The sequence below is a fragment of the Bradyrhizobium sp. USDA3516 genome, from assembly GCF_057651995.1.
Window position 1 is genome coordinate 651191 of record NZ_JBYGYN010000002.1, and the last position, 20966, is coordinate 672156.

The 20966-nt window shown below is 65.2% G+C and carries 19 protein-coding genes (1 of these 19 cut by a window edge); 10 read left to right on the forward strand and 9 right to left on the reverse strand.

Annotated elements, in window-relative coordinates:
* The first annotated feature begins 122 nt into the window (after window positions 1–122).
* Entirely contained in the window at window positions 123–1718 is a 1596-nt protein-coding gene (locus AC24YW_RS08925) for an ABC transporter substrate-binding protein (RefSeq protein ID WP_487482369.1), read from the forward strand.
* A gap of 67 nt (window positions 1719–1785) precedes the next feature.
* On the opposite strand, the gene AC24YW_RS08930 is transcribed toward AC24YW_RS08925, so the two are convergent.
* The 7 genes from AC24YW_RS08930 to AC24YW_RS08960 form a co-directional block, all read right to left on the reverse strand.
* On the reverse strand, window positions 1786–3030 hold the full coding sequence (locus AC24YW_RS08930) for an acyl-CoA dehydrogenase (protein ID WP_487482370.1): 1245 nt from the start codon (window positions 3028–3030) through the stop codon (window positions 1786–1788).
* Window positions 3031–3149: 119 nt separating this feature from the next.
* Entirely contained in the window at window positions 3150–4394 is a 1245-nt protein-coding gene (locus tag AC24YW_RS08935; RefSeq protein WP_487482371.1) for an acyl-CoA dehydrogenase, read from the reverse strand.
* 125 nt (window positions 4395–4519) lie between these two features.
* Complete coding sequence (locus AC24YW_RS08940) at window positions 4520–5647, reverse strand: acyl-CoA dehydrogenase family protein (RefSeq protein ID WP_487482372.1); 1128 nt, start codon at window positions 5645–5647, stop codon at window positions 4520–4522.
* 143 nt (window positions 5648–5790) lie between these two features.
* Window positions 5791–7662 carry an AMP-binding protein gene (locus AC24YW_RS08945; RefSeq protein ID WP_487482373.1) on the reverse strand — a complete coding sequence of 624 codons (1872 nt, stop codon included), beginning with the start codon at window positions 7660–7662 and terminating at the stop codon, window positions 5791–5793.
* A gap of 43 nt (window positions 7663–7705) precedes the next feature.
* On the reverse strand, window positions 7706–8512 hold the full coding sequence (locus AC24YW_RS08950) for an enoyl-CoA hydratase/isomerase family protein (RefSeq protein ID WP_487482374.1): 807 nt from the start codon (window positions 8510–8512) through the stop codon (window positions 7706–7708).
* Window positions 8513–8703: 191 nt separating this feature from the next.
* Window positions 8704–9462 (reverse strand): SDR family NAD(P)-dependent oxidoreductase, encoded by a 759-nt coding sequence (locus AC24YW_RS08955; protein WP_487482375.1) that lies wholly within the window; start codon window positions 9460–9462, stop codon window positions 8704–8706.
* A 55-nt stretch (window positions 9463–9517) separates the two neighbouring features.
* On the reverse strand, window positions 9518–10177 hold the full coding sequence (locus AC24YW_RS08960) for a TetR family transcriptional regulator (protein ID WP_487482376.1): 660 nt from the start codon (window positions 10175–10177) through the stop codon (window positions 9518–9520).
* A gap of 151 nt (window positions 10178–10328) precedes the next feature.
* On the opposite strand from AC24YW_RS08960, the gene AC24YW_RS08965 reads away from it, so the two are divergent.
* Together AC24YW_RS08965 and AC24YW_RS08970 are read left to right on the forward strand one after the other, a co-directional pair.
* Window positions 10329–11501, forward strand: coding sequence for an acetyl-CoA C-acetyltransferase (locus AC24YW_RS08965; RefSeq protein WP_487482377.1), 1173 nt, complete (start codon window positions 10329–10331; stop codon window positions 11499–11501).
* A gap of 151 nt (window positions 11502–11652) precedes the next feature.
* Window positions 11653–13197 (forward strand): acyl-CoA synthetase, encoded by a 1545-nt coding sequence (locus AC24YW_RS08970; RefSeq protein ID WP_487482378.1) that lies wholly within the window; start codon window positions 11653–11655, stop codon window positions 13195–13197.
* A gap of 176 nt (window positions 13198–13373) precedes the next feature.
* Here AC24YW_RS08970 and AC24YW_RS08975 read toward each other — a convergent pair whose 3' ends face one another.
* Window positions 13374–13916, reverse strand: coding sequence for a methylated-DNA--[protein]-cysteine S-methyltransferase (locus tag AC24YW_RS08975; protein ID WP_487482379.1), 543 nt, complete (start codon window positions 13914–13916; stop codon window positions 13374–13376).
* A gap of 133 nt (window positions 13917–14049) precedes the next feature.
* Here AC24YW_RS08975 and AC24YW_RS08980 point away from each other — a divergent pair, with 133 nt between their 5' ends.
* Together AC24YW_RS08980 and AC24YW_RS08985 are read left to right on the forward strand one after the other, a co-directional pair.
* Entirely contained in the window at window positions 14050–14868 is an 819-nt protein-coding gene (locus AC24YW_RS08980; protein WP_487482380.1) for an alpha/beta fold hydrolase, read from the forward strand.
* A 2-nt stretch (window positions 14869–14870) separates the two neighbouring features.
* Window positions 14871–15683 carry an alpha/beta fold hydrolase gene (locus AC24YW_RS08985; protein WP_487482381.1) on the forward strand — a complete coding sequence of 271 codons (813 nt, stop codon included), beginning with the start codon at window positions 14871–14873 and terminating at the stop codon, window positions 15681–15683.
* Window position 15684: 1 nt separating this feature from the next.
* Here AC24YW_RS08985 and AC24YW_RS08990 read toward each other — a convergent pair whose 3' ends face one another.
* Window positions 15685–16140: a carboxymuconolactone decarboxylase family protein gene (locus AC24YW_RS08990; RefSeq protein ID WP_487482600.1), complete on the reverse strand. Its 456-nt coding sequence runs from the start codon at window positions 16138–16140 to the stop codon at window positions 15685–15687.
* 100 nt (window positions 16141–16240) lie between these two features.
* On the opposite strand from AC24YW_RS08990, the gene AC24YW_RS08995 reads away from it, so the two are divergent.
* The 5 genes from AC24YW_RS08995 to AC24YW_RS09015 all read left to right on the forward strand — a co-directional run.
* The gene (locus tag AC24YW_RS08995; RefSeq protein ID WP_487482382.1) at window positions 16241–17098 is read left to right on the forward strand and encodes a sigma-70 family RNA polymerase sigma factor; all 858 of its coding nucleotides are present in this window, start codon (window positions 16241–16243) and stop codon (window positions 17096–17098) included.
* Window positions 17099–17288: 190 nt separating this feature from the next.
* Window positions 17289–17963, forward strand: coding sequence for a GntR family transcriptional regulator (locus AC24YW_RS09000; protein WP_487482383.1), 675 nt, complete (start codon window positions 17289–17291; stop codon window positions 17961–17963).
* 135 nt (window positions 17964–18098) lie between these two features.
* A complete protein-coding gene (locus AC24YW_RS09005) occupies window positions 18099–18899 on the forward strand; it encodes a phytanoyl-CoA dioxygenase family protein (RefSeq protein ID WP_487482384.1) in 801 nt (266 codons plus the stop codon).
* A gap of 167 nt (window positions 18900–19066) precedes the next feature.
* Window positions 19067–20380, forward strand: coding sequence for an NAD(P)H-dependent oxidoreductase (locus AC24YW_RS09010; RefSeq protein WP_487482385.1), 1314 nt, complete (start codon window positions 19067–19069; stop codon window positions 20378–20380).
* Window positions 20381–20559: 179 nt separating this feature from the next.
* On the forward strand, window positions 20560–20966 hold the 5' end (the start) of the coding sequence (locus tag AC24YW_RS09015) for a TRAP transporter substrate-binding protein (protein WP_487482386.1). 682 nt of this gene lie beyond the right edge of the window; the window shows 407 of its 1089 coding nt (coding positions 1–407); it begins with the start codon at window positions 20560–20562; its stop codon lies beyond the right edge, outside the window.

The following is a 20966-nucleotide window of genomic DNA, read 5'->3' on the forward strand; positions in this document are numbered from 1 at the left end:
TTTCTGCAAATTGCCCCTGCGACGACAAGTCCTTGTGATGACGCACGGGCGACATTGGCGCGCTGCCTATTCTGGCATCAAGATTGCAGGTTTGGTCCCAGATCCCCCTGGAGCTTTGGGCCATGCGCATTCGTCTATCGACCTGTCTCGCCGTGCTTGCACTGGCGGTGTCCGCAATCACGGCGCACGCCGAAACAATGGTGCGCTACGGCATCTCGATGGCGGATATTCCACTCACCACCGGCCAGCCAGATCGTGGCGCCGGCGCCTATCAGTTCACTGCGTACACGATCTACGATCCGCTGGTGGCCTGGGAGATGGACGTCGCCGACCGCCCCGGCAAGCTGGTGCCGGGCCTCGCCACCGAATGGAAGGTGGACGACGCCGACAAGACGAAGTGGCGCTTCACGCTGCGCAAGGGCGTGAAGTTTCACGACGGCAGCGATTTCAACGCCGATGCGGTAATCTGGAATCTCGACAAGGTGCTCAACGACAAGGCGCCGCAATTCGACAAGCGGCAGAGCGCGCAGGTGAAGACCCGCCTCCCCTCCGTCGCCAGCTACGCCAAGATCGACGACTTCACCGTGGAGATCACCACCAAGACGGTGGATTCCTTCTTCCCCTATCAGATGCTCTGGTTCCTGGTCTCGAGCCCGGCGCAATATGAAAAGCTGGGCAAGGACTGGGACAAGTTCGCCAGCCAGCCCTCCGGAACCGGCCCGTTCAAGCTGACGAAGCTGGTGCCGCGCGAGCTCGCCGAGCTCACCAAGAATCCGGACTATTGGAACAAGAAGCGCATTCCGAAGGTCGACAAGATCGTGCTGGTGCCGATGCCGGAAGCGCTGACGCGCACCAATGCGCTGCTCGCCGGCCAGGTCGACCTGATCGAGACGCCGGCGCCGGATGCCGTGCCGCAGCTGAAGGCGGCCGGCATGAAGCTGGTCGACAACGTCACGCCGCATGTCTGGAATTATCACCTCAGCGTGCTGCCGGGCTCGCCCTGGACCGACATCCGCCTGCGCAAGGCGCTGAACCTTGCGATCAACCGCGACGAAGTCGTCGGCCTGATGAACGGCCTCGCCAAGCCCGCCAAGGGCCAGGTCGACCCGTCGAGCCCGTGGTTCGGCAAGCCCAGCTTCGAGCTGAAATATGATCTCGCCGCCGCCAAGAAGCTGGTGGAGGAAGCGGGCTATTCCAAAGCCAAGCCGCTGAAGACCACCTTCATCATCGCGCAAGGCGGCACCGGCCAGATGCTGTCGCTGCCGATGAACGAATTCCTGCAGCAAAGCTTCAAGGAGATCGGCATCGAGATCGACTTCAAGGTGGTCGAGCTGGAGACGCTCTATACGCATTGGCGCAAGGGCGCCGCCGACGAGATGAACGCCGGCATCACCTCCAACAACATCGCCTATGTCACCTCGGATCCGCTCTACGCCATTGTCCGCTTCTTCCATTCCGGCCAGATCGCGCCGGTGGGCGTCAATTGGGGCGGCTACAAGAACCCCAAGGTCGACGCGCTGATCGACGAGGCCAAGCAGACTTTCGACAGCACCAAGCAGGACCAATTGCTGGCGCAGGCGCATGCGCTGATCGTGGACGATGCCACGCTGGTGTGGGTCGTCCACGACACCAATCCGCACGCGCTGTCACCGAAGATCAAGCAGTTCGTGCAGGCGCAGCACTGGTTCCAGGACCTGACGACGATCGGGGTGGAGTGAGCAACAGGCAAGGGTGGGCACGGCGCTTTGCGCCGTTGCCCACCCGGGATACAAGCGCGGCGCGCGATCACCGTCCCTTGGTCGGGATCTTGTTGTACGGCACGTCCTTGTCGACGCGGATGTCGCCCGGGAGGCCCAGCACGCGCTCGGCGATGATGTTCCGCAGGATCTCGTCGGTGCCGCCGGCGATGCGCATCGAGGGCGAGGACAGCAGCATCTGCTGGAATTGACCCTGCGCGGTTTCCTCGTCGTTGCCGGTGAGAACACCGGCCGCGCCCTGCAGGTCCATGGCGTAAGTCGCGATGTCCTGCAGCATCATGCCCGAGACCAGCTTGCCGATCGAGTTCTCCGGACCCGGCCGCTCGCCCTTCGACAGCGCCGAGATCGTGCGGTAGCTGGTATATTTCAGCCCGTTCGACTTGGCCGCCCAGCTCGCGAGCTTCGAGCGCACGGCGGGATCATCGATGGCGAGGCCATCCTCCAGCATCAGGTTGGAGCAAAATTCGAACATCTCGGGCACGCCGGTCGCGAGCCGCGCGCCGATCGACATGCGCTCGTTCATCAGCGTGGTCAGCGAGACGTTCCAGCCGTCGCCGACGGCGCCCAGCCGCTGGCTATCGGGGATCACCACATCGGTGAAATAGACCTCGTTGAACTCCTGCATGCCGTTGGCCTGCTTGATCGGCCTGACCTCGACGCCCGGGCTCTTCATGTCCAGGAAGAACATGGTGAGGCCCTTGTGCTTGGGCACGTTCGGATCGGTGCGCGCGATCAATAGACCGTAGTCGGAATAATGCGCGCCCGAGGTCCAGATCTTCTGACCGTTGACGACCCAATTGTCGCCCTTCTTCTCCGCGCGTGTGCGCAGGCCGGCGACATCGGAGCCGGCCGACGGCTCGGAGAACAGCTGGCACCAGATCTCCTCGCCCGAAGCCAACTTCGGCAAGTAACGGCGCTTGGCCTCCTCACTGCCGAACGCCATCACGGTCGGGCCGCACATGCCCTCGCCGATCTGGAACGGCTGCGTCAGCTTGCCGTAGACGCCCTCCTCCTGCTGCCAGATCACCTTCTCTATCGGCGTCGCACCGCGGCCGCCATACTCCTTCGGCCAGTGCAGGCAGGCCCAATTGCCTTCGAACTTCTTCTTCTGCCAGGCCTTGCCGACGTCGACGATGTCGCGATTGGCGAGGCGGATGCGGCCGAGCGAGGATTTCGACAGCTCGGCATGCAGCTCCTTCGGCGCATTGGCCTCGATCCATTTGCGCGCGGTCTCACGGAACGCGGCTTCCTGCGGGGTGTCGTCGAAATTCATGGCGGACCTCTCAATCCTCGTTCGGTGCGTAGGGTGGGCAAAGCGAAGCGTGCCCACCACTTTCCCTCGATAGAATTCGTGGGCACGGCGCGTACCGCGCCTTTGCCCACCCTACGATTCTAGCCTCTTCCCTTGGTCGGGATCTTGTTGAACGGCACGTCCTTGTCGACCCTGATATCGCCAGGCAGGCCCAGCACCCGCTCGGCGATGATGTTGCGCATGATCTCGTCGGTGCCGCCTTCGACGCGCGTGCCGGGCGCGCGCAGCAGCATCGCCTGGAAACGGCCGGCGAGCTCGCCGTCCTCGCCGCTGACGACGCCGCCCGCGCCCTGCAAGTCCAGCGCGTAGGTCGCGACGTCCTGGATCATCGAACCCGCCACCAACTTGCCGATGGAGTTCTCCGGTCCCGGCCGCTCGCCCTTCGACAGCGCCGAGATCGCGCGCATGCTGGTGTATTTCAGGCCGCTCGCCTTCACCGCCCAGTTCGCCAGCTTAGAGCGCACCGCGCGATCCTCGATCGCCGGCCCGTCGTCGAGCATCAGGCCGGAGCAGTACTCGAACAGCTCCGGGAAGCCGGTCGAGACGGCTGCGCCGATCGCGCTGCGCTCGTTCATCAGCGTGGTCAGCGACACGTTCCAGCCGTCACCGACCTCGCCGAGGCGCTGATGGTCAGGGATGCGGACATTGGTGAAATAGACCTCATTGAAATCCGAGGCACCGCTCGCCTGCTTGATCGGTCGCACCTCGACACCGGGGCTCTTCATGTCCAGGAAGAACATGGTGAGGCCCTTGTGCTTGGGCACGGTCGGATCGGTGCGGGTGAGCAGGATGCCGTAGTCGGAATAATGCGCGCCAGAGGTCCAGATCTTCTGGCCGTTGATGATCCAGTCGTCGCCGTCCTTCTCGGCGCGCGTGCGTAAGCCCGCGACATCCGAGCCGCCGGCGGGCTCGGAGAACAGCTGGCACCAGACCTTCTCGCCGGAGGCGAGCGGCGGCAGATAGGTGCGCTTATGCTCCTCGCGCGCGAACGCCATCATGGTCGGCCCGCACATGCCATGGCCGATGATGAACATGCGGGACAGCTGGCCGAACGGCCCCTCCTCCTGCTGCCAGATCACGCGCTCGATCGGCGAAGCGCCGCGGCCGCCATATTCCTTCGGCCAGTGCAGGCAGGCCCAGCCGGCATCGGCCTTTTTCTTCTGCCAGGCTTTCGCGACCTGCAGGATATCCGCGTTCTTGAGCACGGTGCGGCCGAGCGAGGATTTGCGCAGCTCCTCCTCATACTGCCTGGGCGCGTTCGCGCTGATCCAGGCGCGGGCGGTCGCGCGAAACTCGGCTTCCTGCGGGGTGTCGTCGAAGTTCATGGTCTTGCCTTCTCTTCCGTCATTCCGGGGCGATGCGAAGCATCGAACCCGGAATCCAGAGGTTACTTAGCCATGTCGAGATTCCGGGTTCGGCGCTATCGCGCCGCCCCGGAATGACGACACCATCACGCCGCGTTCTTCTTCCGCATCCGGTCGATCAACTGATCTTCCCAATAAGACAGGCTGCCCAGGCCCAGCGCCATGGCATTGGCGCGGCGGTAGTACATGTGGCAGTCGAACTCCCAGGTGAAGCCCATGCCGCCGTGAACCTGGATGTTGTTCTTGGCGCAGTGCTGGAACGCCTGCGTCGCGCTGATGCGCGCGGCGGCGGCGGCTTCCGGCAGCTCGGCCGAATTGGTCGAGAGCGCCCAGGCGCCGTAATAGCTGTTGGAGCGCGCCAGCGTCGCCGAGACGTACATGTCGGCGAGCATGTGCTTGACCGCCTGGAACGAGCCGATCTGCCGGCCGAAGGCGATGCGGTCCAGCGCATAGTCGCGGCCCATCTCCAGCGCGCGGTCGGCGCCGCCGACCTGCTCGAACGCGCACAGCACCGCGGCGCGGTCGAGCACCTCAGTGAGGATGCTCCAGCCTTCGCCCGCAGCGCCGAGCGGCTCGGCTTTGGCGTCCTTGAAGGTGATCTCGGCCTGTCCGCGGGTCGGATCGAGATTGGTGAGGTTCTTGACCTCGACGCCGCCGGCTTTGAGATCGACCAGGAACAGCGAGATGTCATTGTCGCGCCCGCTCGATCCCGTGCGCGCGGCGACCACCGCAAAATCCGCGATGGCGCCGTCGGCGACCGGCTTCTTGACGCCGTTGAGCACGCCGTTCGCGGCCGTCAGCTTGACGTTCTTCGGCGACGGGTTGCCCTTGCCCTCGAACAGCGCCAGCGTGCCGATGGCCTCGCCGGACGCAATCGCCGGCAGCCATTTCTTCTTCTGAGTGTCACTGCCGGCGATCAGCAGCGCTTCGGCGGCGAGGTACACGGTCGAGGAGAACGGCACCGGCGCGTTGGCCCGGCCCATCTCCTCCGCGATTACGCACAGCTCGAGATGGCCGGCGCCGGCGCCGCCGAACTCCTCCGGAATGGCGACGCCGAGGAAGCCCATCTCGGCGAGGCCTTTCCACAGCTCCTTGTCGTAAGGCGCCTTGCCGTCGAGCACGACTCGCACCGCCTTGGGCGAGCACTTCTCGGCGAGGAACTTGCGCGCCTGGTCGCGGAGCTGTTTTTGATCGTCGGAGAAGTCGAAGTTCATGGCGGGCTACCTTTTTCTTGCTGTCATTCCGGGGCGCGACGAAGTCGCGAGCCCGGAATCCATTTCGCCACGTGCTTGCGGCCCGATGGATTCCGGGTTCGCGCTTTGCGCGCCCCGGAACGACGAGTGGAGAGATTGTTGATTCATTTCAGCACGATCACATCTTCATCCGGCTTCTCCGCATAGAGCCGCTCGACCAGCGCCGCGCGGCGTTCCAGGCCGGCGCGCTGGTTGATGTAGCCCTTGTCGGTGAGCTCGTTGCCGTCGATCGAGGGCGGCTCGACCATCAGCATCGCGCGCGCGATGACCCGGCTGCTGGCGCCCTCGCACTCACGGTTGTGGGCTTCCAGGCCGCGCCTGAAGCAGGCGATCACCTCGGGATGCTTCACCGCATCGGCAAAACTCAGATCGGGATTGCCGACGAGCTGGCGGCAGGCGTGCAGGTTCGGCCAGGCCAAGAGGCCGATGAAGGGACGATCCTGCCCCGCGACCAGCGCGTCGTGCACGACCGGCGTGGCGGCTGCGATCGCATCGGTCCGCAGCGAGCCGACATGCACGAAGGTGCCGGTTGTGAGCTTGAAATCTTCCACCACACGGCCGGCAAAGATGATGCCTTGCACCGGATCGGAACCGTCGACGAAGATGCCGGCATCGCCGATGCAATAGAAACCTTCCTCGTCGAACATCTTCTTGGTCAGCTCAGGCTGGCCGAAATAACCGGGCGTGACGTTGACGCCGCGCAGGCGCAATTCGTACTTCGAGCCGCACGGCACCATCTTCAACTCGACACCGGGGAACGGCAGGCCGATCAGGCCGACGCGCTCGGTGTCCCAATAGGTGCCGGTCGAGGTCGGCGCGGTCTCGGTCGAGCCCCAGCCGGTGTAGAACACGATGCGCTCGCCGGTGGTCTTCACTGCGAGGGCCTGCATGCGTTCGTAGAGATCGTCCGGCAGTCGCGCGCCGCCATAGGCCATGACCGAGAGATTCTTGAAGAACGAGCGGCAGAGCGCGTCGTCCTTCTCCATGGCGGCTGCGAGCGCGGCATAGCCGGCGGGCACGTTGGCGTAATAGGTCGGCGAGATCTCGCGCAGATTTCGCAGCGTCTCCTCGAACTGGCCCGGCATCGGCCTTCCATCGTCGATATAGAGCGTGCCGCCGTCGACCAGGATCGGGTGGAACGCCGCGTTGCCGCCCATGGTGTGGTTCCAGGGCATCCAGTCCAGCATGGTCGCAACAGGCCCGTTCGGATCGCGCGGCCGCACCTGCATCATCATCGCCGCATTGGCGCACATCATCTGCTGCGTGTTGATGACGGCCTTGGGCATGCCGGTCGAGCCCGACGTGAACAGCAGCTTGCCGACGGTCTGCGGCGTGATCTTCGCGATCGAGACCTCGACATCCGCCGTGAGAGGCGTTGCGGCAAGCTCGGCGAAGCTGACGCTCTTGATGCCCTCGCAGGGGCGCGCGACGTGAACCACGGTGACGCCGCGGAGGTCGAGCGCCTTCAGCGCCTTCTCGAAGGTCGGTCCGTCCTGCACCATCAGGACGGCCGGCTTGATCAGGTCGAACAGGTACTTGAGCTTGACGTGATCGTGGCTCATCAGGGAGTAGGCCGGCGATACCGGCGCTGCCGGGACGCGCGCCTGCATTGCGGCCTGCGTCATCAGCGCATGCTCGATCGAATTGCCGGAGAGGATCGCGACAGGCCGGCCGTCCAGCTTGAGATTGAGCAGGCCTTGCGTCAGCGCGTCCACGATGCGCTTGGCTTCGCCATAGGACACCTTGCGCCATTCGCGGTTCGGACCGCCGCGCTGCGCCAGCCAGATGCGCTCGGGTGCTTCCTTCGCCCATCTCGCCAGTGACGCCGGGATGTGCTTCTCATAAGGCTGCAGCGGAATGCGCGACTTCAACACCACCGTGCCGTCGCCGCGACGCTCGACGTCGATGTCGCGCGCGAGCCACTGGACCTTGCGAAAGGCGGGCTTCGTCATCACGGCCGCCGCGCTTCCACTCATTTTGCGTCTCCCGGAATTACTGTCCTTTGCGGATCTTCATCGTTCAGCGCCTGATATAGACAGGCTTTCGCTTCTCAAGGAAGGCCCTGATGCCTTCCGAAAATTCCTCCGAGCGGCTGCACAGGACCTGGTTGCGATCCTCCATCGCGATCGCGGCTTCCAGCGAGCCGGCATCGACGCTCATGTTGAGACATTCCTTGGATAGACGCAGGCCCACGGGCGAGGCCGTCATCATCGCCTCGACATAAGGCCCGGCCGCGTCGTCGAGCTTGTCCTCATCCACGACCTCCGAGACGAGACCGACCGCGAGCGCGCGCTCCGCTCCGATGAAGCGCCCGGTAAGGATCAGCTCGGATGCGATGGAGACGCCGACGAGGCGCGGCAGAAAATAGCTGGTGCCGATGTCGCAGCCGCCGAGCCCAAGCTTGATGAAGGCGCAATTCATCCGCGCCGATCGCGTCGCGATGCGGATGTCTGAGGCCAGCGCCAGCGCAAAGCCCCCGCCGGCGGCCGCGCCCTGCACCAGCGCCAGGATCGGCTGCGGGCAGCGCCGCATCAGCATCACGATGTCGGCGATGCGCCGCTGCGAATCCAGCGACTCCGTGACGCCGGGCGGCTCCTGCTGCCCGGCCCGGCGCGCCATCGCGGCTTTGAGATCGAGGCCTGCGCAAAAATTCTTGCCGGCGCCCTTGAGCACGACGACGCGGGTGTCGCGGTTGCGTTGCAAGCCCTGGAAATAATCGTTGAGCGCTTCGATCAGCGCAGGATCGAGGGCGTTGAGGTGCTCGGGCCGATTGAGCGTCACCCGGTCGACGCCGTCGTCATGCTCGATCAGCAGCGGTTGGGACATGGGGCCTCGTGCTTGCCGCGGGTCGCGGCGCCGATTGCTGCGCCCTCTCCCCTTGTGGGAGAGGGCATGTAAATCGCTAGCCGCACACTCGCTTGGGTGAGGGTCTGCCTCCACAGATGAGATTGTGGAGACAACCCCTCATCCGGCGCTTCGCGCCACCTTCTCCCACAAGGGGAGAAGGAAGAAAGTACCTACCTTGGCGCCATCCTGATCGCGCCGTCGAGGCGGATGGTCTCGCCGTTCAGCATCGGGTTTTCGACGATGTGCACCGCGAGCATGCCGTATTCGTTGGCGTCACCGAGACGCGAGGGATGCGGCACCTGGGCGCCCAGGCTCTTGCGGGCTTCTTCGTTCAATCCCATCAGCATCGGCGTGAAGAACAGACCGGGCGCGATGGTGTTGACGCGGATCTTCTGGCTGGCGAGATCGCGCGCAGCCGGCAGCGTGAGGCCGACGACGCCACCCTTCGAGGCCGAATAGGCGATCTGCCCGATCTGGCCTTCGTAGGCGGCAACCGAGGCGGTGTTGATGATGACGCCGCGCTCTTCGCCGATGGGCTCCGCAGTGACGAGGCGTTCGGCGAACAGGCGCAGGCAGTTGAACGTGCCGATCAGGTTGACGTTGATGATGCGGGCGAACTTTTCGAGCGGATAAACGCCGTCGCGGCCGACGATGCGCTGCGAGCCGCCGATGCCGGCGCAGTTCATCAGCACGCGGGCGACGCCGTGTGCGGCTTCGGCTTTGGCGATCGCCGCCTTGATCTGCTCCTCGCTGGTGACGTCGGCGTGCAGCGCGACGCCCTTCACTTCGGCGGCGACCTTCTCAACGTTTTCCTTGCTCTGATCGATCACGCCGATCTTGGCGCCCTTGGCCGCCATGGCGCGGGCGGTCGCGGCACCAAGACCCGAACCACCGCCGGTGATGAGAACGGCTACGTCTTTCAACTGCATCGCGTGTACCTTTCCTTAGGCGTTTCTTCTCTGGACTTGTGAAGTGACGGCCGGACTATCCGGCCGCGGCTGCTTCCCCGGCTTGCGTGAGGATGCCGCCGCAGATCAGCGTTTCCATGTGTTTGATGTATTGCCGGCAGACGTCGTCGGTGACCGGGCCGACGCCGGTCGCGCGGGACATCGCGTGCCGGCCGAAGAACAGATGATCGCAGGCACCGATCAGGCTGGTGTAGAACAGCACCGGATCGGTCGGGCGGAATTCGCCGCGGCTGACGCCTTCGGCCAGCAGGCGGCGGTGGAAGTCCAACAGCGGCGCAACGAAGAACTTCGAGACTTCGTCGGCAGAGCTCGCGCTGGTTTCGTGCAAGAGATAGTGGATCAGCCGGTTCATGTAGGGGAACCGGTGATAGGCGCGGATGATGCCGGCGATGTGCAGCTTCAGCTTCCCCGTCGACGTGATCGGCTGCGCCAGCAGATATTCGAGGTTGGTCATCTCGGTCGCGGCATCCCGCGCGAGCAGCGCCAGCAACAGGCCGTCCTTGTTGCCGAAGTGATACTTGACCAGCGCGGCATTGGCGCCCGACTTCTGCGCAATGTCGGAGAGCGAGATCTCGATCGAGGAGCGTTCGATCATCAGCTCGCTCGCGGCCACCAGCAATTTCTCTGCCGTGGAATTTTTCCCGCTGGGAAGCCTGTTCGGTACGCTGGTCGCCACGGAGATCCCTGTTTGGCCGCTGGAGCGGGCGCAGATAAGCGCAAGCAGCGCCTCATCACAAGAGTTAATTGATCGATTGACTAAACGATCTCCGGCCCCTTAAATCCGTCCCCGACAACCAACCCAATCAAGAATTCAGGGAGAGACCGACATGGCCGAGGCTTACATCGTCGCCGCCGCGCGTACCGCCGGCGGGCGCAAGGGGGGCCGCCTCGCCGGCTGGCATCCGGCCGATCTCGCCGCGAAGGTGCTGGACGAGCTGGTCGACCGCACCAAGGTCGACCCGGCCCAGGTCGAGGACGTGATCATGGGCTGCGTCATGCAGGTCGGCGAGCAATCCAACAATGTCGCGCGCAACGCGATCATGGCCTCGAAGCTTCCGGAGAGTGTGCCGGGCACCTCGATTGATCGTCAGTGCGGCTCCTCGCAGCAGGCGCTGCACTTCGCCGCGCAGGCGGTGATGTCGGGTGCGATGGATGTGGTGATCGCGGCCGGCGTGGAATCGATGACGCGGGTGCCGATGGGCCTGTCGTCGCAGCTTCCGGCCAAGAACGGCTTCGGCAATTACAAGAGCCCGGGCATCGAGAAGAAGTATCCGAACATCGTGTTCAGCCAGTTCACCGGCGCGGAGATGATGGCCGAGAAATACGGCCTCTCCAAGGATGAGCTCGACCAGTATTCCTACGACAGCCATCAGCGCGCGATTGCGGCAACGCAAGCGGGTCACTTCAAGCAGGAGATCGTGCCGCTCGAGATCACGCGCGCCGACGGCAGCAAGGACACCCATACTATCGACGAGGGCATCCGCTTCGATGTCACGCTCGATGGCATCAAGGGCGTCAAGCTGATCGCCGAGAACGGCAAGCTGACCGCGGCCAGCGCCAGCCAGATCTGCGACGGCGCCTCCGGCGTCATGGTGGTCAACGAGAAGGGCCTGAAGCAGCTCGGCGTCAAGCCGCTCGCCCGCATCCATCACATGACCATGACGGGCGGCGATCCCGTGATCATGCTCGATGCTCCCTTGCACGCCACCAAGCGCGCGCTGGAGAAGGCGGGCATGAAGATCGGCGACATCGACCTGTTCGAGGTCAACGAGGCCTTCGCCTCGGTGCCGACGGCGTGGCTGAAGACCACCGGCGCCGATCCGGAGCGTCTCAACGTCAATGGCGGCGCCATCGCGCTCGGCCATCCGCTCGGCGGCTCCGGCACCAAGCTGATGACGACGCTGGTCCACGCCCTGCACCAGCGCGGCAAGCGCTACGGCCTGCAGACCATGTGCGAGGGCGGCGGCATGGCCAACGTGACGATCGTGGAGCGGCTGTAAGCCTTCTCTCGTGTCCCGGACGCGCTGCAGCGTGCAACGCTGCTGCGCAGAGCCGGGACCCATGCCTCAGAGTGGACCCCGGATCTGCAGCGCACCGCTGCGCGCTGCGCCGCGTCCGGGGAACGTCACACCTAGCCTTGTAAGCAGAGCCATGACCCACCCCTCCATCCACGCAAAGACGACGCCCGACAAGATCGCCTACCAGATGGCCGGGACCGGCAAGGCGATCACTTATCGCGAGCTCGACGAGCTCTCGAACCAGGGCGCGCATCTGTTCCGCTCGCTTGGCCTCAAGGCCGGTGACCACATCGCGCTGTTGATGGAGAACCGCCTCGCCTTCATGGAGCTGTGCTGGGCGGCACAGCGCAGCGGGCTGTATTACACCGCGATCAGCCGCTACCTGAAGCAGGACGAGATCGATTACATCGTCAAGGACTGCGGCGCCAAGGTCGTGATCACGACGCCGAAATGCGTCGATCAGATCAAGGGCCTGATCAAGGGCGCACCGGGCGAGCCGATCTTCTACATGATGGACGACCCTCTGCCCGGCTTCCGCTCGTACGACAAGGAAGCCGCCGCGCAGCCGACCACGCCGATCGCGGACGAGGTCGCCGGCTACGACATGCTGTATTCGTCCGGCACCACCGGACGGCCCAAGGGCGTCAAGAAGGCGTTCGAGGGCAAGACGATCAGCGAACCAAATCCGCTTCTGCGCGTGCTCTGCGCCGACATGTGCGGCATGAACGCCGAGAGCACCTATCTGTCGCCGGCGCCGCTCTATCACGCGGCGCCCCTGCGCTTCAACATGATGGCGATCGTGCTCGGCGGCACCTCCATCATCATGGAGCAGTTCGACGCCGAAGAGTTCCTGAAGCTGGTCGAAAAACACAAGGTGACGCAATCGCAGCTGGTGCCGACCATGTTCGTGCGCATGCTGAAGCTGCCGGACGAGGTGCGCACGAAGTACGACGTCTCCACCCTGAGGGGCGCGATCCACGCCGCCGCGCCCTGCCCGGTCGACGTCAAGGCCAAGATGATCGAATGGTGGGGGCCGATCCTGATCGAGTATTACGCCGGCTCGGAAGGCAACGGCGTCACCGTCTGCAACTCGCAGCAATGGCTGGAGCACCGCGGCAGCGTCGGCCGCGCCGTGGTGGGCAAGATCAAGATCCTCGACGAGAACGACGAGGAACTGCCGGTCGGCGAAATCGGCACCGTCTACTTCGCCGACGCGCCCGCCTTCACCTATCACAATGACCCCGAGAAGACGAAGAAGGCGTACAACGCCAGGGGATGGTCGACGCTCGGCGATGTCGGCTATCTCGACAAGGACGGCTTTCTCTATCTCACCGACCGCAAGTCCTACATGATCATTTCCGGCGGGGTGAACATCTACCCGCAGGAGACCGAGGACGTGCTCATCACCCACCCCGACGTCGCCGACGTCGCGGTGTTCGGCGTGCCGAACGAGGAGATGGGCGAAGAGGTCAAGGCGGTGGTGCAGCCGCACGCCATGAGCCGCGCCGGCAAGGCGCTCGAGGCCGATTTGATCGCTTATTGCAAGAGCCGCCTCTCCGCCATCAAATGCCCGCGCTCGATCGATTTCGAGGCCGAGCTGCCGCGCACGCCGACCGGCAAGCTGGTGAAGCGGCATTTGCGCGATCGGTATTGGCCGAAGACAGCGGCGAAGATCTGAGGCGCTCTTTCTGACCCTCCCCTGGAGGGGGAGGGTCGGCTCGCAGCGCGTCAGCGATGCGAGACGGGGTGGGGTGACGGTGCCTCCCCATCCGATACTGCCCGAGTGGAGAGATCACCCCACCCCGCTCGCGCTGCGCGCGATCGACCCTCCCCCTCCAGGGGAGGGTGGCATCCTCAATCAAACAGGCTCGGCGTGTGATTCACCAGCGCGCCTTCGATCTCGAGCATCTTCAGCTTCGTGACAACCCCACCATTGGCCGAGAAACCGCCTGGCTTGTTGCCGGCCGCCAGCACGCGATGGCACGGCACGACGATCGGGCACGGGTTGCGGCCGAGCGCCTGGCCGACGTCGCGCGACAGCTGGACGCCGCCGAGCTGCTTGGCGATGTCGCCATAGGTGACGGTCTTGCCCGGCGGAATCGCGCGGGCTATGTCGTAGACGCTGCGATTGAAATCGGGCACGCCGTCGAGGTCGAGCGGAATGTCGGCGAGGTCATCCGGCTCGCCGGCGAGCAGTTTCGTCATGCGGTCGATCGCCTGTTGCACCTCGGCGGTCGGCTCGGTCTCGACGGCGTCGGCATGACGCTGGCTGATGCGGGTGCGGATCTTCCGCTCGCCGCCCATCGGCAATTGCGTGCCGTTGATGCCGCGCGGGCCCCAGGCGATGGCACACAGGCCGATCCTGGTGTCGAACAGGGCAAAATGCTGGTCGGTCATGGCTTGGTTCCCGGCTTGCTTCCGTTGCAGGCCCCCACTTTGATGTCGTGCCAAATCTAGGCTTGGAAATAGTTGCGATCCACCCGGTTTCCGGGAATCTTGCACAGGAGTTCAAACCCATCGCGAGCCCGGAATGCAAAGCCTCCACGTCAATGGTTACGACATGACCTATCTTGACGTGGGCGAAGACAGGGGCCGTCCGCCTCTGGTCTGCGTGCATGGATCGCTCAATGACTTCCGCGTCTGGGGCTGCGTGCTGGGGCCGCTCACGCAGCGGCACCGGGTGATCGCCGTCAGCCTGCGGCACTTCTTCCCGGAAAAATGGGATGGGGTCGGTGACACCTACTCGATCGCGCAGCACACCAGCGACGTCATCGCCTTCATCGACAAGCTCGACCTCGGGCCGGTCGATTTGATGGGCCATTCCCGCGGCGGGCATATCTGCTTCCGTGTGGCGCAGCAGCGGCCCGATCTCTTGCGCCGGCTGATCCTGGCCGAACCCGGGGGCGAGCTCGATGCGAGCCTCGATCCGGATTATGTCGGCGGCCCCTCGCCGCTGCTGGCGCGCTTCACGGCCTCGGCCGAGAAGATCGCGGCCGGGGATGTCGACGGCGGCCTTGCCGTCTTCGTCGACACGCTGGAAGGCCCCGGCACCTGGCCGCGGCTGCCGGCGATGGTGAAGCAGAACCTGCGCGACAACGCCACTACCCTGATCGGCCAGGTCCGCGACAAACGCCCGCCGTTCTCCCGGGCGGATGCGGAGGCAATCAGGATGCCGACACTGTTCATCCTGGGCGCGCGGACCAAGGGCCTCTTGCCGAAAGTGCTGCATGCGCTGGCCGCGCATGTGCCCTATTCCAAGACGGCGATCATCCCGAACGCGACGCATCCGATGTTCGAGCAGGCGCCGCAGAAATTCTCCGAAGTGGTTCTGGATTTTCTGGCGAGCTGACCATGCAAAGCTTCCACGTCAACGGTTACGACATGTCCTATCTCGAGGTCGGTGAGGGCCCGCCGCTGGTCTGCGTGCACGGCACACTCGGCGACTTCCGAACCTGGTATTCGGTGCTCGGTCCGCTGTCGAAATCCCATCGCGTGATCGCGGTCAGCCTGCGGCATTTCTTTCCCGAGCATTGGGACGCCGTCGGCGACGACTACAGGATGGCGCAGCACGTCGCCGATACGATCGCCTTCATCGAGCAGGTCAGGCCTGGCCCCGTCGACCTGATGGGCCATTCGCGCGGCGGCCACATTGCCTTCCGCGTGGCGCAGGCGCGACCTGATCTGTTGCGCAAGCTGGTGCTGGCCGAGCCGGGCGGCGATCTCGACGCATCCCTGCCGGTGCCGGAAGGCACGCCCGCGCATCCGCCGCTCGCGGCCCGCACCGTGCGATCGGTCGAGATGATCCGCGCTGGCGATATCGAAGGCGCGCTGCAGCATTTCTACGAAGGCATCGAGGGCGACGGCTCCTGGCGGCGCGTGCCGGCCGCGGCCAAGCAGCAACTCCGCGACAACGCGCTCACCTTCCTCGGCCAGATCAACGAGCAGCGCCGGCCCTACACGCTCAGCGACGCGCAGGCGATCAGGACGCCGACGCTGCTGATCGGCGGCGGCGCCACCACCGGCAGCCTGTCGGTGATGTGGCGCGTGCTGGCCGCGCACATCGCGGGCGCCGAGACGGCGGTGATCGCCAACGCCGGCCACTGGATGTTCGAGCAGGCGCCGCTCGAGTTCGGCGAGGTGGCGAGCAGGTTCCTGGCGAAGTAGCTCACACCTTCCACATGCCGACGGGCATCTTGATCGTCGCGTTCAGGCGGTTCCACACGTTGATCGTCGCGATCGCGAGGATCAGGGTGGCGAGCTCTCGCTCGTCGAAGTGCTTGGCGGCTTCGTTCCAGATCGCGTCGGGCACCGGATCCTCGCGATCGGCAAGGCGCGTGGCGGCTTCGGTCAGGGCCAGCGCGGCGCGCTCGGCGTCGGTGAAGTAGGGCGCCTCGCGCCAGGCGGATACGGCGAACAGGCGCTCGTCGGTCTCGCCCAGCCTGCGGGCGACCTTCGGGTGCATGTCGACGCAGACGCTGCAGCCATTGATCTGGCTGGCGCGCAGGTGCACCAGTTCCAAGAGCTTTTCCGGCAGACCTTGCTTTGTCAGGTTGCCGAGGGACTGAAGGACGTTCATGGCCTCGGGGAGGACCCTGACGGGGTGGTTCATGCGGGCGTGCATCATGTTGCGTCTCCATCTGTCGAATTTCGAAGGTTCCGGTCACATCGGCCGGATTGGCTTCGTCATGGGCTTGACGGATCGCGACGAGGGAATGTGACCGATGACCGAAGAAAATTTTCTGACTGAGCAGTTCGAAGCGAGCAGGGACCATTTGCGTGCGGTCGCCTACCGTATGCTGGGCTCGCGCGCTGAGGTCGACGATGCCGTGCAGGAGGCCTGGCTGCGGGTCAGCCGCCACGACATGTCCGACGTCGCGAACTTGCGCGGCTGGCTGACCACGGTCGTCGCGCGCATCTGCCTCGACATGCTGCGCGCCCGGAAATCGCGTCGCGAAGATCCGATGGGTCCGCACGTACCCGAGCCGGTCGACGACAACCGCGAGCGCGAGGCGGAGATGGCCGATTCCGTCGGCGCGGCGCTGCTGGTGGTGCTGGAAACGTTGCAGCCCGCAGAGCGGCTCGCCTTCGTGCTGCACGACATGTTCGCCGTCCCGTTCGAGGAGATCGCGCCGATCGTCGGACGCTCGGTCGATGCCTCGCGGCAGCTGGCGAGCCGGGCCCGGCGCCGCGTGCAGGGCGCGCCGGTGCCCGAGACGGATCTGGCGCAGCAGCGGAGGATCGTCGATGCATTTCTTAAAGCGTCGCGCGAAGGCAATTTCGAAGGACTGCTCGCGGTGCTCGATCCCGACGTCGTCTTCCGCGCCGACCAGGCGGCGGTGCGGCTCGGCTCGCTGGCGGAGGTCCGCGGGGCGGAGGCTGTCGCGCAGCTCTACAAGGGCCGCGCCCGGACGGCGCGCACGGCGCTGGTCGATGGCGAGCTGGGTGCTGCCGTCATCCTCGGCGGACAGCTTCGCATTGCGCTGCGCGTGATGTTCAGGGGCGACCGCATTGCCGGAATCGAGGCGCTGGCCGACGCGGAGCGGATCGCATCGCTCGACGTGGAGGTGCTGGAGCATTGAGGCCTCGGAGCCAATGTCGCGAAAACAACCCCATGCACAGTAGATGGCCCAAGCAATTTCAATGACCTAGGCGGCCAGACCAAAGCGCACCGCGCCCCCCTCAGCCACCTCTTGACGCCCTCACCTCACCAAGCGTATTTTCGAATACGGAATTCCGTATTCCGATTTCCGATCTGTTGGAGCTGCCGGCGTGATCCCTCTCGACCCGCTCCCGAACCTGATCGACCAAGTCTATGCGCGGATGCTGGAGGCGATCTCCGACCGCACGCTTCGGCCCGGCCAGCGCATCCGGCAGAACGAGCTCGCCGACAGGCTCGGCGTGTCGCGCCAGCCGGTCTCGCATGCGCTGCATCTGTTGCACCGGCAGGGCCTGATCGCCGAGAGCGGCCGCCGCGGCTTTGAAGTGACACAGCTCGATCCCACGCGCATCCGCCAGCTCTACGAGGTGCGCGGCGCCATCGATGCGCTGGCGGCCCGGCTGGCCGCTCGGCGCGCGGCCAGCGACGCGGCGGGACGTGCGCGACTGGAGGCAGCGCTCGCCGCCGGGCGCCGCAGCGACCGCAACACGACTCTATCCGAGCTCATCGGGCTCGATGTCGATTTTCACCGCGCGATCTATCAGCTCGCCGGCAATCCCGTGATCGAGGAGACCATGGCGCCGCAATGGCCGCACATGCGGCGCTCGATGGCCACAGTGCTCTCCGAGTTCGATTATCGCGCCAGCGCCTGGGCGGAACATGCCGATATTGCCGCGCACATTCTCGGCGGCAACGCCAAGGCGGCCGAACGCGCCGCGCTCGCGCATGCGCAGACGGCGGGACGGATGACCGAGGAGAGATTGCGGGCGACGGAGGAGGCGGCGTAGCCGTTTGCACCTGCGTCGTCATGGCCGGGCTTGACCCGGCCATCCACGTCTTTGCTCGACGCCCGAAGAACGTGGATGCCCGGGACAGGCCCGGCGTGACGAGAGAGAAAACAAACAAACTGAGGAGGACGATCCATGAAACTGTCTCAGGAGCAATTGGAGTTCTTCCACCGCGAGGGCTGGCTGTTCCTGCCCGAATTGTTCACCCAGGAGGAGGTCGACCTGCTCGCGCGCGAGGCGGTCGCTATTTACGAGGCCAACCGGCCGGAGGTCTGGCGCGAGAAGAGCGGCGCGCCGCGCACGGCCTTTGCCGCGCATCTCTACAACGAGGCGTTCGCGATCCTCGGCGCGCATCCGCGCATGATCGAGCCGGTCGAGCAATTGTTCGGCGAGCCGGTCTACATGCACCAGTTCAAGATCAACGCCAAATCGGCCTTCACCGGCGATGTCTGGCAGTGGCACCAGGATTACGGCACCTGGAAGCGCGACGACGGCATGCCGGAGCCGCGCGCGATGAACATCGCGATCTTCCTCGACGAGGTGATGCCGATCAACGGTCCCCTGATGCTGGTGCCGCGCAGCCAGAACGCCGGCGATCTCGAAGCCTCGCACGACCTCGCCACCACCTCTTATCCGCTATGGACGCTGGACGAGGACACCGTGACGCGCCTCGTCAAGCAGGGCGGCATCGTCGCGCCCACCGGCAAGCCGGGCGGCATGTTGATGTTCCATGGCAATCTCGTGCACGGCTCGGCCGGCAACATCACGCCCTATCCGCGCAAGATCGTGTACCTGACGCTGAACGCGGTCTCGAACCATATCCGCACACCGACACGACCGGATTACATCGCGCATCGCGATTTCACGCCGATCAAGACGGTGGACGACGACGCGCTGCTGCGGCTGGCACGGGCACCGCGGCAGGCGGCGGAGTAGAATAGGCCTCGTGTCGTTCCCCGGACGCAGCGCAGCGCTTCTTCAGCGGTGCGCTGCAGAGCCGGGGCCCATGCTACGCGGAATTCCCTCACACTGGATCCCGGCTCTGCGGCGCAGCGCTACGCGCTGCACCGCGTCCGGGACACGAGACTGATCGGACATCCCACATGAACCTCTTCCGCCTCCTCCAGGCCCGCGCATCCGCCGGCAAGCCTGTTCGTGTCGCGCTGATCGGCGCCGGCAAGTTCGGCTCGATGTTCCTCGCACAGGTGCCGCACACGCCGGGGCTGGAGGTGCCCATCATCGTCGACATCGACCGCGACCGCGCGCGCGAGGCCTGCCGCAGCGTCGGCTGGGACGCCGAGCGCATCGCCGCGACCGTGTTCACCGATGACGGGGTGCGCGCCATCGGCGGCGGCGCCATGGACGTGGTGGTGGAGGCGACCGGCAATCCCGCCGTCGGCATCCGCCACGCGCGCGCCGCGATCGCGGCGGGCAAGCATATCGTGATGGTGAATGTCGAGGCCGACGTCCTGGCGGGCCCCCTGCTCGCCGAGGAAGCGCGCAAAGCCGGCGTGGTCTATTCGCTCGCCTATGGCGACCAGCCGGCACTGACGGCGGAGATGGTCGATTGGGCCCGCGCCACCGGCTTTCGCGTCGTTGCCGCCGGCAAGGGCACGAAGTACCTGCCCGCCTATCACGACGTGACGCCCGACGGCGTCTGGCAGCATTACGGCCTGACCGCGGGAGAGGCACAGTCGGCCGGCATGAATCCGCAGATGTTCAACTCCTTCCTCGACGGCACCAAATCGGCGATCGAGATGGCCGCGATCGCCAATGCCTGCGGCCTCGACGTGCCCGCGGAGGGCCTTTCGTTTCCGCCGTGCGGCGTCGACGATCTGCCGCATGTCATGCGGCCGCGATCGCGCGGCGGCGTGCTGGAGCGATCAGGTGTCGTCGAAGTCGTCTCCTCGCTCGAGCGCGACGGCAGGCCGGTGTTTCGCGACCTGCGCTGGGGCGTCTATGTCGTGCTGGAGGCTCCGAGCGACTATGCCGCCGACTGCTTCCGGCAATATGGCCTGAAGACCGATTCCAGCGGACGCTTCGCCGCCATGTACAAGCCGTATCATCTGATCGGGCTCGAGCTGAACATTTCGGTGCTGTCGGCCGCGCTGCGGGGCGAGCCGACCGGGCAGCCTGACGGCTTCCGCGGCGACGTCGCGGCCGTGGCCAAACGTAACTTGCGTGCCGGGGAGATGCTCGACGGCGAAGGCGGCTACACGGTATGGGGCAGGTTGATACCGGCGGGCGCGAGCCTCAAGGCCGGCGCCCTGCCGATCGGGCTCGCACATCGCCTCAAGCTTAAGCACGACGTCGCCCACGGCACTTTGATACGCTGGAGCGATGTCGATTTCGACCCGGGCAGCGAAACGGTGAAAGCGCGCAAGGCCATGGAAGCCGCGTTCGCACCGCAGCATTGATCGGCGTTGGCGGTCACAACCAAAGTGCGCTTGATTTGCGGTTCCCCTTTGGTCATCCTGACCGCGATCCGGGAATACTGAATTTCGGACACCAAGAAACGTCGGCCACCGGCGGAGACGAAAGCGGCAGCAAGACCGCGATCCCTCGTCGAGGACACGACATCACAGGAGGGAAACGCATGGAACGTCGTAAATTCCTGACGGCAGGCGGACTCGGCCTTGCCGCAACTGCTGTTGCCGCGCCGGCCGTCGCACAATCGATGCCCGAGGTGAAGTGGCGGCTCGCTGCGAGCTGGCCGAAATCTCTCGATACGCTCTATGGCGGCTGCGAATATTTCTGCAAGCGCGTCGCGGAGATCACCGACAACCGCTTCCAGATTCAGCCGTTCGCGGCCGGTGAAATCGTGCCGGGCCTGCAGGTGCTCGACGCCGTCTCGAACGGCACTGTCGAGATGGGCAACACGGCGCTCTATTATTATTGGGGCAAGAACCCGGCCTTCACCTTCGGCACATCACTGCCGTTCGGCCTCAACACACGTCAGCACATATCCTGGCTGTTGTGGGGCGGCGGTCAGGACATGCTCAA